Origin of the sequence: Streptomyces guryensis, from assembly GCF_021261325.1 — a bacterium.
GTDB lineage: Bacteria > Actinomycetota > Actinomycetes > Streptomycetales > Streptomycetaceae > Streptomyces > Streptomyces guryensis.
Map to the genome: position 1 here is coordinate 142,375 of NZ_JAJSBI010000016.1, position 13,922 is coordinate 156,296.

The 13,922-nt window shown below is 71.5% G+C and carries 15 protein-coding genes; 7 read left to right on the forward strand and 8 right to left on the reverse strand.

The features are described 5' to 3' along the window. Positions 1 to 113 precede the first annotated feature (113 nt). Genes LJ657_RS28900 through LJ657_RS28910 form a run of 3 tightly spaced genes read left to right on the forward strand, consistent with a single transcriptional unit; the run spans position 114 to position 3,192 of the window. Complete coding sequence (locus tag LJ657_RS28900; RefSeq protein WP_232651763.1) at positions 114 to 887, forward strand: SDR family oxidoreductase; 774 nt, start codon at positions 114 to 116, stop codon at positions 885 to 887. Next, complete coding sequence (locus LJ657_RS28905) at positions 884 to 2,551, forward strand: class I adenylate-forming enzyme family protein (protein ID WP_232651764.1); 1,668 nt, start codon at positions 884 to 886, stop codon at positions 2,549 to 2,551. The genes LJ657_RS28900 and LJ657_RS28905 overlap by 4 nt, the downstream gene beginning before the upstream one ends. 47 nt (positions 2,552 to 2,598) lie before the next feature. Continuing rightward, the gene (locus LJ657_RS28910; protein ID WP_232651765.1) at positions 2,599 to 3,192 is read left to right on the forward strand and encodes a TetR/AcrR family transcriptional regulator; all 594 of its coding nucleotides are present in this window, start codon (positions 2,599 to 2,601) and stop codon (positions 3,190 to 3,192) included. A 67-nt stretch (positions 3,193 to 3,259) separates the two neighbouring features. Here the strand turns inward: LJ657_RS28910 and LJ657_RS28915 are convergent, their stop codons facing one another. The 7 genes from LJ657_RS28915 to LJ657_RS28945 form a co-directional block, all read right to left on the reverse strand. Next, positions 3,260 to 4,483: an acyl-CoA dehydrogenase family protein gene (locus LJ657_RS28915; protein WP_232651766.1), complete on the reverse strand. Its 1,224-nt coding sequence runs from the start codon at positions 4,481 to 4,483 to the stop codon at positions 3,260 to 3,262. Between the two features lie 6 nt (positions 4,484 to 4,489). Further along, positions 4,490 to 5,512, reverse strand: coding sequence for a phosphotransferase family protein (locus tag LJ657_RS28920; protein WP_232651767.1), 1,023 nt, complete (start codon positions 5,510 to 5,512; stop codon positions 4,490 to 4,492). Positions 5,513 to 5,681: 169 nt separating this feature from the next. Continuing rightward, positions 5,682 to 5,978 carry a hypothetical protein gene (locus LJ657_RS28925; RefSeq protein ID WP_232651768.1) on the reverse strand — a complete coding sequence of 99 codons (297 nt, stop codon included), beginning with the start codon at positions 5,976 to 5,978 and terminating at the stop codon, positions 5,682 to 5,684. Between the two features lie 134 nt (positions 5,979 to 6,112). Continuing rightward, positions 6,113 to 6,436: a DUF202 domain-containing protein gene (locus tag LJ657_RS28930; protein WP_232651769.1), complete on the reverse strand. Its 324-nt coding sequence runs from the start codon at positions 6,434 to 6,436 to the stop codon at positions 6,113 to 6,115. Beyond that, positions 6,433 to 6,825 (reverse strand): YidH family protein, encoded by a 393-nt coding sequence (locus LJ657_RS28935; protein WP_232651770.1) that lies wholly within the window; start codon positions 6,823 to 6,825, stop codon positions 6,433 to 6,435. Before LJ657_RS28935 ends, LJ657_RS28930 begins: the two co-directional genes overlap by 4 nt. 125 nt (positions 6,826 to 6,950) lie before the next feature. Then, positions 6,951 to 7,466: an NUDIX hydrolase gene (locus LJ657_RS28940; protein ID WP_232651771.1), complete on the reverse strand. Its 516-nt coding sequence runs from the start codon at positions 7,464 to 7,466 to the stop codon at positions 6,951 to 6,953. A gap of 23 nt (positions 7,467 to 7,489) precedes the next feature. Beyond that, positions 7,490 to 8,383, reverse strand: coding sequence for a DMT family transporter (locus LJ657_RS28945; protein WP_232651772.1), 894 nt, complete (start codon positions 8,381 to 8,383; stop codon positions 7,490 to 7,492). A 422-nt stretch (positions 8,384 to 8,805) separates the two neighbouring features. Here LJ657_RS28945 and LJ657_RS28950 point away from each other — a divergent pair, with 422 nt between their 5' ends. The 4 genes from LJ657_RS28950 to LJ657_RS28965 all read left to right on the forward strand — a co-directional run bounded on the left by LJ657_RS28950 (position 8,806) and on the right by LJ657_RS28965 (position 12,804). After that, positions 8,806 to 9,756, forward strand: a complete 951-nt coding sequence (locus tag LJ657_RS28950) for a hypothetical protein (RefSeq protein WP_232651773.1) — start codon at positions 8,806 to 8,808, stop codon at positions 9,754 to 9,756. A gap of 31 nt (positions 9,757 to 9,787) precedes the next feature. Continuing rightward, the gene (locus LJ657_RS28955) at positions 9,788 to 11,329 is read left to right on the forward strand and encodes an APC family permease (protein ID WP_232651774.1); all 1,542 of its coding nucleotides are present in this window, start codon (positions 9,788 to 9,790) and stop codon (positions 11,327 to 11,329) included. 112 nt (positions 11,330 to 11,441) lie between these two features. Next, the gene (locus LJ657_RS28960) at positions 11,442 to 12,194 is read left to right on the forward strand and encodes a molybdopterin-dependent oxidoreductase (protein ID WP_232651775.1); all 753 of its coding nucleotides are present in this window, start codon (positions 11,442 to 11,444) and stop codon (positions 12,192 to 12,194) included. Next, on the forward strand, positions 12,178 to 12,804 hold the full coding sequence (locus LJ657_RS28965) for a cytochrome b/b6 domain-containing protein (protein WP_232651776.1): 627 nt from the start codon (positions 12,178 to 12,180) through the stop codon (positions 12,802 to 12,804). Before LJ657_RS28960 ends, LJ657_RS28965 begins: the two co-directional genes overlap by 17 nt. On the opposite strand, the gene LJ657_RS28970 is transcribed toward LJ657_RS28965, so the two are convergent. Then, the gene (locus LJ657_RS28970) at positions 12,742 to 13,854 is read right to left on the reverse strand and encodes a hypothetical protein (RefSeq protein ID WP_232651777.1); all 1,113 of its coding nucleotides are present in this window, start codon (positions 13,852 to 13,854) and stop codon (positions 12,742 to 12,744) included. The genes LJ657_RS28965 and LJ657_RS28970 overlap by 63 nt on opposite strands. Positions 13,855 to 13,922: the final 68 nt, after the last annotated feature.

Consider the following 13,922-nt stretch of genomic DNA (forward strand, 5'->3'; position numbering starts at 1 on the left):
GAGCCGCAAATCGATACAGCCCCGCGCCCCTAAAAGCCTTGCAGTCGGCCCTTTCGTGTTACATACCGACCGGTTAGTCTGGCGGACAGCAGAGCCGCAGTCGAAGGAGACCGATGGTGGAAGCCGTTCAGGGTGCTGGTGTGGTTGTCACGGGGGCCGGAGGTGGGATCGGGGCCGCACTTGCCCGTCGGTTCGCCGCCGAAGGGGCCCGGGTCGTCGTCAACGACCTGGACGGTGAGCGGGCCAAGGCGGTCGCTGACGAGATCGGTGGTGTCGCCGTGCCCGGCGACGCCTCCGGGATCGTCGCCGACGCCCGGGACGCGCTCGGGGGGACCATCGACGTCTACTGCGCGAACGCGGGTGTGGCCTTCGAGGACGCGGGGCCGGGGCAGCCGCTCGACGAGCGGGCCTGGGCCGTCTCCTGGGACGTCAACCTGATGGCTCATGTCCGGGCCGCTCATGAGCTGCTTCCCGAGTGGCTGGAGCGGGGCAGCGGCCGGTTCGTGTCCACCGTCTCCGCCGCCGGGCTGCTGACCATGATCGGCGCGCCCTCCTACAGCGTCACCAAGCACGGCGCGTACGCCTTCGCCGAGTGGCTCTCGCTCACCTACCGGCACCGCGGTCTCAAGGTGCACGCCATCTGTCCGCAGGGCGTCCGGACCGACATGCTGGCCGCCACCGGCAAAGCCGGCGACCTGGTGCTGCAGCCGACCGCGATCGAACCGGCGGACGTCGCGGACGCCCTGTTCAAGGGGATCGAGGAGGACCGGTTCCTGGTGCTTCCGCACCCCGAGGTCGCCGGGTACTACCAGGCCAGGGCCACCCACCCCGACCACTGGCTGAGGAACATGAACCACCTCCAGCAGAAGTGGGAGGACGCACGGTGACCGACTCCCGTTACGCAGCCCGGCCCTGGGTGGCCCTGCTGAACGACGCCCAGGGCGGCCCCATAGAGCCCGCCGACTCCCTGGTGCACGCGCTGCGCCGGTCCGTCGCCGCGGCCCCGGACCGTGCCTTCCTCGCCTACTTCGACGGGCGGCTGAGCTACCGCGAGGCCGACGAGCTGAGCGACTCGGTCGCCGGGCATCTGGCCGCCCGCGGCCTGGAGCGCGGCGACCGGGTGGCGATCCTGCTGCAGAACTCCCCGCTCTTCGTGCTGGCGCTGCTGGGCGCCTGGAAGGCGGGGGCGATCGTCGTGCCCGTCAACCCCATGTACAAGTCGGGGGAGGTCGGGCACGTCCTGCGGGACGGCGAGGTCACGGCACTGATCTGCTCCGACCGGGCCTGGGAGTCGTATCTGCGGAAGACGGCCGAGGACTCGCCCGTGCAGATCGTGCTGACCGCCTGCGAGCTGGACTTCCAGACGCGGGGCGACGCGCGGGTGCTGGGCTTCGACCGGCTGCCGCAGGCCGCGGACGCCGCCGACCTGACGACCGTGGCCCGCGCCGGGTACGAGGCGCCCGAGGGCCGCCGGCTCACGCCGTCCGACATCGCGCTGATCAGCTACACCTCGGGCACCAGCGGCACCCCCAAGGGCGCCACCAACACGCACGGCAACATCATGTACAACGCGGAGCGGCAGCGGACGGGGCTCGCCCTGCCGGACGCACCCGTGTACTACGCGCTGGCGCCGCTGTTCCACATCACCGGGATGGTGTGCCAGCTCGGCGCCTGTCTCAACAGCGCGGGCACGCTCGTGCTGACGTACCGCTTCGAGGCGGGAGTCGTGCTGGAGGCGCTCGCCGAGCACCGGCCGCACTACACGGTCGGCCCGTCGACCGCCTTCATGGCGCTGGGCGCCCACCCGGACGCCACCCGCGACCACTTCTCGTCGTTCGTGAACATCTCCAGCGGCGGTGCGCCCGTGCCGCCCGCCCTGGTGGAGAAGTTCCGGGCGGGCTTCGGCCCGTACATCCGCAACGGCTACGGACTGACCGAGTGCACCGCGCCCTGCGCCTCCGTGCCGCCAGGCCTGGAGGCACCCGTCGATCCTGCCTCCGGCACGCTGGCCGTGGGCCTGCCGGGCCCCGACACCGTCGTGCGCATCCTCGACGAACAGGGCCAGGAGGTGCCCTTCGGCGAGCAGGGCGAGATCGTCGTCCGCGGGCCGCAGGTCGTGCCCGGCTACTGGCGGCGCCCGGACGCGACCGCCGAGACCTTCCCGGACGGTGAACTGCGCACCGGCGACATCGGTTTCATGGACGAGCAGGGGTGGCTGTACGTCGTCGACCGCAAGAAGGACATGATCAACGCGTCCGGTTTCAAGGTGTGGCCGCGCGAGGTCGAGGACGTCCTGTACACGCATCCCGCGGTCCGCGAGGCGGCCGTCGTCGGGGTGCCCGACGGGTATCGCGGTGAGACCGTCAAGGCGTACATCAGCCTGCGTCCGGGCGCCGACACGGACCCGGGTGAACTCGCGATGTACTGCAAGGAGAGACTGGCCGCCTACAAGTACCCGCGGCAGGTGGAGATCCTGCCCGACTTGCCGAAGACGGCGAGTGGGAAGATCCTCCGTCGGGAGCTTCGTTCCCGGCCGCAGGACAGCGAATAACAGCGCATCGATACAGGCAGAGAGCTTGGAAGGCAGGTGGCGGCACAGTGCCCAGAACGACGGACGGTGACGGTACTCCCGTCCCGCAGCGGCTGCTGGCCGCCGCCACCCGGCTCTTCGCCGAGCAGGGCTACGACCGCACCTCGGTACAGGAGATCGTCGAGGCGGCCGGGGTCACCAAGGGGGCGCTGTACCACTACTTCGGCTCCAAGGACGACCTCCTGCACGAGGTGTACGCGCGCGTGCTGCGCGTCCAGCAGGAGCGCCTGGACGCGTTCGCGGACGCGGACGAGCCGATCGAGAAGCGGCTGCGCGGTGCCGCGGCCGACGTCGTCGTCACGACGATCGAGAACCTCGACGACGCGATGATCTTCTTCCGCTCCATGCACCATCTGAGCCCCGAGAAGAACAAGCAGGTGCGGGCCGAGCGCCGGCGCTACCACGAGCGCTTCCGTGCGCTGGTGGAGGAGGGCCAGGAGGCAGGGGTCTTCTCCAAGGCGACCCCGGCCGACCTGGTGGTGGACTACCACTTCGGCTCCGTGCACCACCTGTCGACCTGGTACCGCCCGGACGGGCCGATGGGTCCCCAGGAGGTCGCCGACCATCTGGCGGACCTGCTGCTGCGGGCGCTGCGTCCCTGAAGCGCTGACGTACGAGGGCATGGGTAAGGGGCGGTCGCGATGGCGACCGCCCCTTTCCCACGTGGTGTCACAGGTACTTCTTCAGCTCCCGTCGCGCCAGCGACCGCTGGTGCACCTCGTCCGGGCCGTCCGCGATCATCAGCGTCCGGGCCCCGGCGTACAGCTCGGCCAGCGGGAAGTCCTGGCTGACTCCGCCCGCGCCGTGCAGCTGGATCGCCCGGTCGATGATGTCGACGACCGCGCGGGGCGTGGCGATCTTGATGGCCTGGATCTCCGCGTGGGCGCCCCGGTTGCCGACCGTGTCCATCAGCCAGGCCGTCTTCAGCACCAGCAGCCGCAGCTGCTCGACGGTCACCCGCGCGTCGGCGATCCAGTTGTGCACCACGCCCTGCTGGGCCAGCGCCTTGCCGAAGGCCGTACGGGACACCGCCCGGCGGCACATCAGCTCGATCGCCCGCTCCGCCATGCCGATCAGCCGCATGCAGTGGTGGATACGGCCCGGACCGAGGCGGGCCTGGGCGATGGCGAACCCGCCGCCCTCCTCACCGATCAGATTGGTCACCGGCACGCGCGCGTGGTCGAAGATCACCTCGGCGTGGCCGCCGTGGTAGTGGTCCTCGTAGCCGAAGACCTGCATCGCCCGCTTGACGGTGACGCCCGGGGTGTCGCGGGGGACCAGGACCATGGACTGCTGACGGCGGATGTCCGCGCCGTCCGGGTCCGTCTTGCCCATCACGATGAAGATCTTGCAGTCCGGGTTCATCGCCCCGGAGATGTACCACTTGCGGCCGGTGATGACGTACTCGGCTGTGCCGTCGGTGGCTCGCTCGATGTGCGTGGTGATGTTGGTGGCGTCGGAGGAGGCCACCTCCGGCTCGGTCATCGCGAACGCCGAGCGGATCTCGCCCGCCAGCAGCGGCTCCAGCCACTGCTTCTTCTGCTGCTCGTCGCCGAACTGCGCGAGCACCTCCATGTTGCCGGTGTCGGGCGCCGCGCAGTTCGTGGCGGTGGGTGCCAACTGCGGGCTGCGGCCGGTGATCTCGGCCAGCGGCGCGTACTGGAGGTTGGTCAGTCCGGCGCCGTGCTCGGAGTCCGGCAGGAAGAGGTTCCACAGGCCCTGCCTGCGCGCCTCCGCCTTGAGCTCCTCGACCACGGCCGGGGTGTCCCAGGGGGAGGCCAGCGCGGCCCGCTGCTCCTCCGCCACCGCCTCGGCCGGGTAGACGTACTCGTCCATGAAGGCGAGCAGCTTGGCGCGCAGTTCCTCGGTGCGCGCGTCGAACGCGAAGTCCATGGTCTGTCAGCCTTCCTGAAGAGTGGTCAGGCCGTGCTCGATGAACACGGGCACCAGGTCACCGATGCGGTCGAAGCCACGGCCGACCGTCTGGCCCAGCGTGTAGCGGTAGTGGATGCCCTCCAGGATCACGGCGAGCTTGAACCAGGCGAACGCCGTGTACCAGGAGACGGACGAGACGTCGCGCCCCGAGCGGGCGGCATAGCGCTCGATCAGCTCGGCGGGGGAGGGATGGCCGGGGGCCTCGGCGGTCGTGGAGACCGGGGAGTCGGGCATGCCCAGCGGCATGCTGTACATCACCAGAAGGCCGAGGTCGGTGAGCGGGTCGCCGAGCGTGGACATCTCCCAGTCGAGGATCGCCTTGATGCGGTCGTCCTCGCCGATGAGGACGTTGTCGAGCCGGTAGTCGCCGTGGACGACGGCCGGTGCGGGGGAGGCGGGCAGCTGCCGGCCCAGCGACGCGTGCAGCTCGTCGATGCCGGCCAGGTCGCGGTTGCGGGAGGCGTCCAGCTGCTTGCCCCAGCGCCGCAGCTGCCGGTCCAGGAAGCCCTCGGGGCGGCCGAAGTCCGCCAGGCCCACCTCGGTGGGGTCCACCGCGTGCAGCTCGACCAGGGTGTCCACCAGGGACAGCACGGCGCCCCGGGTACGCTCCGGGCCGAGCGGGGCGAGCTGGTCGGCCGTGCGGTACGGCGTGCCCTCCACGAACTCCATGACGTAGAACGGCGACCCCAGCACCTCTTCGTCCTCGCAGAGGAGCACGGGGCGCGGCACGGGCACGTTCGTCGGGTGCAGTGCGCTGATCACCCGGTGCTCGCGCTTCATGTCGTGCGCGGTGGCCAGGACATGGCCGAGCGGGGGCCGGCGCACGACCCACTTCGAGGTACCGTCCGAGACGGCGTACGTGAGGTTCGACCGTCCGCCCTCGATCAGCCGGCCGGTCAGGGGGCCGTGCACCAGGCCGGGCCGCTCCTGGTCGAGCAGGCCGCGCAGCCGGTCGAGATCGAGACCTGGCGGGTGGTCGGGGCTCATCGGTGCTCCTTTGCGGGCGCGAGAAGGGTTCCCGACCATGATGCCGACCGGTCGGTATGTCGTCCAGTCCGTGCGGCGAACGTGATCTGAGCCACGATAGGCCGACGGCTCCCCGCGCAGTAGCGCGGGGAGCCGTCGGCCGGGCGGTTCCGGCTTGTTCCGGCCGGTTTCAGTGGTCGTCCCAGTGGCCGTCGTGCGGGGCGTGCCGATGGCCGTCGTGCAGGTAGTCGACGTGGTCGCCGTGCAGGACGCTCTCGTGTCCGCAGCCCTCGCCGTGCCGGTGGTCGTGGCCCTCGTGGGGCGCGTGTCCGTCCGGCTCGCACTCGTCCCAGTGGCCGCCGTGCTCACGGTGCAGATGCCCGTCGTGCGCGTAGTCGACGTGATCCCCGTGCGGCACCTGCGTGTGACCGCAGGCGGGGCCGTGGATGTGGGCGTGAGAAGCGTGTTCCAGGTGAAGGGTGGTCATGGGGGCTCACCTTCGGGAAATGCGGCTGATGACGTCGGACAGGGTGCCATGCGAACGGTGCATATCGGACCATTCGGCTTGCGTGGCGTCCGCGTGTGCCGGAGGGCGGAGCCGCTGAGGGGTGAAGTCCCTGGTCAGAGGACCAGCGCTGCCCCGCACGCCGCCAGGGCCACCGTGCACAGGACCGCCGCCGTGGCGTGCCGCGGGGTGAGTGCCGGGGGGCTGTCGGAGGACGCCAGGGCGCCTATGCGGCGGTGGGCGACGAGGAGGAAGCCCAGCCAGAGGGCGCAGCACAGGGCGCATGCGATGATCCCGGCCGCGGAGACACTGCCGTGCAGCGCGGTCTTCGCGGCGAGGACGGCGACCACGGTGCTCGCCAGCGTCGTACGCCGCCAGGCGAGCCGGGTCCGCTCCGGCTGAAGGCCGGGGTCGCGCTCCTGGCCCGCGTCGGCGTTCATCCCTCCCACCCGGCGAGGACGACGACGACCATCGCCACGGCCACGACCGCGACGACGATGCTCAGCAGCGCGGGGAACCGCGAGACCGGCAGGTCCTCGCCGCGGCGCATGGCCCGTTCGCAGCGCATCCAGTGGTTGACCGCGCGCAGGGAGCACAGCACGCCCGCGCCGAGCAGTGCGAGCGCGAGTCCCGCGCGCCAGGCCCAGCGCAGGTCCGGCAGGAACTGGTCCACCGCGAAGCCGCCGCCGATCAGGGCGAGGGCGGTGCGCAGCCAGGCCAGGAAGGTGCGTTCGTTCGCCAGCGAGAAGCGGTAGTCCGGCGTTCCGCCCTCTTCTCGGATCTGTGCGGGGGTGAACCAGAGCCGGACGTTCCGTGCGAATTCGATCACGCTTACGACTTTATCCAGCTACGGTCTGCGTCGTCTGCTGGGGGCCGCGCCCCCAGGCCGCCGCTTTCGGCCTGAACGGCCCGTCCTCAAACGCCGGACGGCTGAAACAGGCGGACCGGTGCTCGTCATGCGCCCCTGTGCTTCCTCATCCGCTCAAACGCGGCCAGCCCGTCCGGTACCCACTCCCACTCGTCCAGTCGTCGCTCCACCTCCGCCTCCGGCAGGAAGTCGTGCCAGGCCACCTCCTCGGTCTGGGGGGCGACCGGCAGCTCGCAGCGGACCTCGTACACCGCGGACCACCAGGTCCGGCCGGCGCCGTCGTCGTACAGGAACTTGAAGAGGAAGCGCGGGCTCGGGAGGCCGGAGACGCCGAGTTCCTCCTCGGCCTCGCGCAGTGCGGCGTCGTCGTAGGACTCGCCCGCGCCGACCACTCCGCCGACCCACATGTCGTAGAGGGAGGGGAAGACCAGCTTGGTGGGGGTGCGACGGTGGACGAACAGGCGGCCGGCGGCGTCCCGGGCCTGGATGAAGACGCAGCGGTGGCGCAGGCCCTTGGCGTAGGCCTCGCCGCGCGGGGACTGGCCGATGACCTGGTCGTTCTCGTCGACGATGTCGAGGATTTCGTCTGCGGGGGTCGTCATGCCGCCATCCAAGCAGGACGGCGTCAGCTGCGCTGCAGGGCCCGTACCCGCTCCGGCTCGGCCGTGCCGCTCGGCATGCAGGGGTGCAGGCCGAGGAGGACGATTCCTCCGACGATCGCGGCGAGGCCCGCCGCCTCCCAGGCGAGGGCGCCGGGGTCGGTGCGCAGCCGGTCGCCCAGGAAGCCCACTCCGCACAGGATGCCGGCCAGCGGCTGGGCGGCGGTGAGGGCGGGCAGGGACATCCGCAGGGGCGCGGTCTCGAAGGCGCTCTGGACCAGGATCAGGCCGGCGACGCCGAGGGCCGCCACGCCGTACGGCTGCCAGGTGGTGAACAGTTCGGTGAGTCCGCCCTCGGTGAAGCGCTGGCCGCTGACCCGGGTGAGGGCGTCCTGGACGCCGTAGAGGAGGCCCGCGGCGAGGGCGAGGAGGACAGGGGCGGCGCTCAGGCGGGAGCGCTTCGCATACGTGGTCAGGAGGAGGGCGAGGCCCACCATGGCGCCGATGATCAGCCAGTGCCGGAAGGGGTCGGTGACCGCGGTGCCGCCGCGCGGCTCGCCCGCGACGATGAAGGCCGTGACACCGCCCGCGAGCAGGGCGAGGCCGGTCCAGCCCTGGCGGCCCAGTGGCTGTCTGGTCTGCTTGCGGGAGAGGGCCAGGGCGAACAGGAGGTTGGTGGCGAGGAGCGGTTCGACCAGGGAGATCTCGCCCTGGCTCAGGGCGATCGCACCGAGGGCCATGCCGGCCACCATCAGCGCGATGCCGCCCAGCCAGCGCGGCACCTGCATCAGGTCGAGGAGCAGACGCGGTGAGAGGAAGTCGCCGAGGGGTGCCCGCTGTGCCGCGTTCTGCTGGAGCACGAATCCGAAGCCCAGGCAGCAGGCAGCGCTCACGGCGAGTATCAGAACCAGAACGGACACGCTGCGTACCTCGAGTCAGATAGGCCGGGCTTCGGGGTGCGTAGTGGGTGACTGTAGCGTCCCAGAGCCCGGCTTGCCCCTGGGAGTGCCCGGATCCGGGCCGTCGACCCGGTCACGTCGCCCCGACGATCAGGAGCGGTGGCCCGGCCGTCCCGCCATGGTGGGGTGCGGGGATCTGCTGCGCCATGGCGTGCGCCACACACATGTGCCTGATGCACCGGAACCCGTGGGCCGAGTGTCACAAATTCCCCTTCCGTAACGGGAGTTGACGCGAGTAACGGCCGTCCCGCCCTTGACGCAAAGCATTGGCTGCGGGTTTGCTGTGCGTGACCAGTCGGCGGCGAACCGATACCGCGCCCGATCAGTCCCAGACCCAAGCCGATACCAGACGTCGAGCCGCGACGCGTGAGGAAGATCCGGCGGTGTCCCCACCCCCACCACCCCTCGGCCGGGGCCGCAGGCGTGCCGCCCAGGCCCTGGACGCGGCGCTGGACGATGCCGAACTCGTCGGCGCCCGGGCCGCGTTGGCGCAGGGGCGATGGCAGGCCGCGCGGTCGCTGCTCGTTCGGACGGGGGACGACTGGGACCGCCGCGGGCACCGGATCACCGTGCTCGCTCAGGAGCCCTACAGTGCCGCCTGGGCCCGGGACTGGTTGCTCGCGGAGCCCGACTCCGCCGACGCCGCCGTGCTGCTGGCGCTCGCGCAGGTCCAGCGCGCCTCACGCGGCAAGGAGAAACCGGACCGTGCCCGCGAGGCGTGCCGGGATGCCGCCGCCCTCGCCCCCGCCGATCCCACCCCGTGGCTCGGCCTGCTCATGCTGGAGCGCGAACCGGGCCCGGCGGGGAGCGTCGAGCGGCTCTTCGCCGAGGTCCGGGGCCGGTACGCCGATCACCACCACGCCCACCATCTGATGGTCGCCCGCCTCGCCGAGCGGCACGCCGACGCCGGTCCGGACCCGCTGCACGAGGTCTACGACTTCGCCAACCTGTCCGCCCTGCACGCCCCGGCCGACTCCCCCCTCGCCATCCTGCCGGTCGTCGCCCACGCCGAGCGCTACCGCGTACTGGCCGCCGCCGGACACGAGCCCGCCGATCCGGCCGCCTCGGGCCACTGGAGCGGACGCCGGGCCCGGCAGGTGATGAAGGCGGCCTTCGACTGGTGGCTGGAGTGGGAGCACGAGGGCCACCCGCGCCGACTGGTCGACCTCAACTTCCTCGCCCACGCCAAGGTCTGCGAGGGCCGGGGCGCCGAGGCCGCCGCGCTGTTCCACCGCATCGGCGAGCACGCCACCCCCGCCCCCTGGTCGTACCCGGCCCGCGATCCGCACTCCGCCTTCCGCGCCGCGCGCGCCACCGCGCTCGGCACGGCGTGACACTCGACCCCGACAGAAGGACGGTCCCCCGATGACCACGGGCAGTTCCAACGCGAGCAGAGCCGCCGCGGGCGGCATCAGCACCTATCTGGGCCAGGAGCGCGCCCTGCGCGCCGACCGCCTGGGCGCGGGGGGCCTGCTGCTCTCCGTGCTCGCCGCGACCGCCCCGCTCATGGTGGTCGCGGGTGTCATGCCCACCACATTCGCGGTGATGGGCATCGTCGGTCAGCCGCTGCTCTTCGTCGTCCTCGGCGTGGTGCTGGTCCTGTTCAGCGTCGGCTACGCCGAGATGAGCCGGCACGTCCACAACGCGGGCGCCTTCTACGCGTACATCTCCCGCGGCCTCGGCGGCACCGCCGGAGCGAGCGCCGCCCTCGTGGCCCTCGCCGCCTACAGCGCGCTCCAGGTCGGGATCTACGGCATCTTCGGCTTCGAGGTCTCCAACCTGTTCGCCACCTACGCCGACGTCCAGGTGGCGTGGTGGATACCGGCGCTGGCCGCCGTGGCGGTCGTCGGCCTGCTGGGCTGGCTGAAGATCGACGTCAACGCGCGCGTGCTGGGCGTTCTGCTGGTCGTCGAGGTGATCCTCGTCGTCATCTTCGACATCGCCTCCATCGCCGACCCGGCCAAGCAGGGTCTGTCGCTGCACGCCTTCAACCCGGACACCCTCACCGGCGCCGGGGTCGGCACCGCGCTCTGCTTCTGCATCGCCGCCTTCACCGGATTCGAGCAGGCACCGGTGTACGCGGAGGAGACCAGCCGCCCGCACGTCCTCGTCCCGCGCGTGATGCTCCTCGCGGTCGGCTTCGTCACCGTCTTCTTCGCGGTCAGCTCCTGGGCGTACACCGTCGCCACCGGCCCCTCCGCGATCGTCGGCGCCGCACAGAAGCAGAGCGCAGGGCTGCTGTTCTCCCTCACCGAGTCCCGGCTCGGCTCCACCTTCACCGACGTCCTGCACGTCCTGTTCGTGACCGGCATGTTCGCGGCCCTGCTCAGCTTCCACAACGTCGTCGCCCGGTACGCCTTCGCCATGGGCCGCGAGGGACTGCTGCCGCGCACCTTCGGCCGTACGACGGGCACGAGCGGCGCGCCCGGCACCGGCTCCCTGCTGCAGAGCGTCGTGTCCGCGGTCGTCGTGATCGCCTTCGCGGCCGCCGACGACAAGCCGGCCGGCGATCCGACCGCACCCGTCCTGCGGCTGTTCACCTGGCTCGGCAACATCGGCGCGCTCGGCGTGATCCTGCTGATGGCGGCGGCCTCCGTGTCGGTGATCGTCTTCTTCGCCCGGCGCGGCGCGGCGGGCGCCCAGGCCTGGCGCCTGGTCACCTCCGCCCTTGCGGCCGTCGCCCTGCTCGTGATCGCCGGCTACACGGTCAAGGACTTCGACGTCCTGGTCGGCGCCGGCCCGGACTCCGCCCTGAGCTGGGCGCTGCCCGGCATCATCGGCCTCGCCCTGGTCGTCGGCCTGGTCCAGGGCCTGCTGCTGCGCTCCCGCTCGCCCGAGGCGCACGCCCGCATCGGGCTCGGCAACGAGGCGTTCCAGCTGGACAAGGCGGCACAGGAGGCGTCGTAGGGCCGACGGATCACCGACGGTTTCTGAGAAGGGCGTAAGAAGTGCTTACGGAACCCTGACGAGCACCCGCGATTCCTGGTCCAGCCGGGGTCGCGGGTGTTCGAATGGATACGTGAACTCCGAACAACCCGAGGGGCCGGGCAAGCCGCAGCCACCGTCGGATCGTGGCACTCCGGTCGGCCGCCGCGTCCTGCTCGGCACCATCGGTCTGGGCGCCCTCGGCGTGGTCACCGCGCCCGCGCTGCAACGCGCCCTGGAGGGCTTCCTCGGCGCGGCGGCCGGCAAGGACCCCACCGGCCTGACCGGCCTGCTCCCCAACGGCGGCGGCTTCCGCTACTACTCGGTCGCCTCCTCGGTGCCGCACAAGAACGCCACGAACTACCGCCTCACCGTCGACGGCCTCGTCGACCGCCCGAAGACCTACACGCTCGACGACCTGCGTGCCCTGCCGCAGACCCGGCTGGTCAAGGACGTCCAGTGCGTCACCGGCTGGCGGGTCCCGGGCACGCCCTTCGAGGGGGTGCGGCTGTCCCGGCTGCTGGACGCCGCGGGAGTGCGCTCCACGGCCGGGGCGGTCCGCTTCACCTGCTTCGACGGCACGTACACCGAGAGCCTCACCCTCGACCAGGCCCGCCGCGCCGACGTCCTGGTCGCGCTGCGCATGCAGGACAAGAACATCGGCCACGACCACGGCGGCCCGGTCCGTCTCTATGTGGCACCCATGTACTTCTACAAGTCCGCCAAGTGGCTCTCCGGCATCACCGTCACCGAGGACGTGAAGCCTGGCTACTGGGAGGACCGCGGCTACGACGTCGACGCCTGGGTCGGCCACTCGAACGGGCGGGACGATGACCCTACGAACTGAGGCGCACACGCCGCCGGTCTCCGAGGTCCGTCGGTTCGGCCCCGCCCAGCGCTGGGTGCACCGCACGACCGCCGCGCTGATGGGTGTGTGCGTGGTGACCGCGGCCTTCCTCTACATCCCGCAGTTCGCCGAACTGGTCGGCCGCCGCGAGCTGGTGGTCCGCGTCCACGAGTGCGCGGGGCTGGCCCTGCCCGTACCTCTTCTGGTGGGCTTGGTCTCCCGTTGGTTCCGCGCCGACCTGGGGCACCTGAACCGCTTCGGCCCGCATGACAGGATCTGGCTGCGGGCGGCTCTGCGCCGTGACAAGCGGCGCTCCTCGCGTCCGGCGGCGAAGTTCAACGCCGGGCAGAAGATCTACGCGGCGTGGATCGCCGGGGCCACGCTGGTGATGCTCGGCACCGGGCTGATCATGTGGTTCACCCATCTCACACCGCTGATGTGGCGCACCAGCGCGACGTTCGTCCACGACTGGCTGGCGCTGACGATCGGGATCGTGCTCGCCGGGCACATCGGAATGGCGATCGGGGATCCGGAGGCCCGCAACGGGCTACGGACCGGGAGGGTGAGTCGGGAGTGGGCCGAGCGGGAGCATCCCCTGTGGCGTCCCTGAGGGTGCCTCCGGCGAGGGCGAGGGGGGCGCGGCGGGTGCCACCACCGTGAAGGCGTCTTTGAGCCGTGCCTCGGTGTTTCCGTAGCGGACGACCACGTCTGCGGCGCCGTCGTGGCTGGTCGCGCAGTTCCCCGCACCCCTTTGGGGCGCTGCCGTACCGCACAGCGAATTGCTGAGCCCGTTGAGGGGCGGCACCACGGCGGTCAGCATCAGCGTGTCGCCCGTCTGTGACCGTAGTACAGGTGGCCCGGCGGTCTGCCGGCCCCCGATGAACACGCTCCCGGACCGGAGCAGTTCGGTGTGGTCGAAGAAGGTGTCCCGCAGGTCGATGGTGACCGTGTCGCCGGGCTGGGCCTGGCCGTCGCCGCCCGTGTCCACGCCCGCGATCCTGTAGGCGCAGGCGGGCGGGCCGCCCGAGGAGGGCTTCAACTGCACGATGGCGTGGGGGTGCTGGCGGTGGAAGTCCAGCAGCGCGCCGAGCACGGTGCCGGCGGCACGCCCTTTGCAGGTATCTGCCTTGTCTGCCAGAGCGGCGTACTCCTCGGCCGTCTCGGCCCAGCTGCCGCCCCTGCCCTGCACGGCCAGACAGGCCGTCGCGAGGGCGTGCAGCAGTCGCCACTCCGGATCCGGGGAGACCGTGGGGATCAGCTTGAGGGCGGCTGGGCACTGTCCAGGGTCGCGGAGGTGGTCGTAGACGCTCGACGGGTCGGGGACGGAGTCCGCGTCGGGCGAGGTGGGGCCCGGCGGGAGCCAAGCGGGACTGAGGAGGGGCCTGTTGCTCGGGGAGGCGCCGCTCGGCGATGCAGTGGCGGTAGGCCTGTTGTGCGGGCCGCTCGGCAGTGCGGTGCCGCTCGCCACCCCGGCAGGTGACTGCCGGGGCGTGGGGGATCCGGGGGCGACGCCGTCCGACGGCCCGGTGGTCACGATCGAGCTGCGCCCGCCCCCGCTGTCCGGCGTGCCCCTTCCGTCACCGCTGAAGGCCGTGACGGCCACCGCCACCGCTCCGACCACGAGCAGTCCCGAGATACGCATCCCGAGGGAAACCGCCATGATGCCCCCGACCCCCAGCGCCCCTGGAGGCCGTGTCCAGGGATCCCCTCATCATCGGGCCGGCCCCG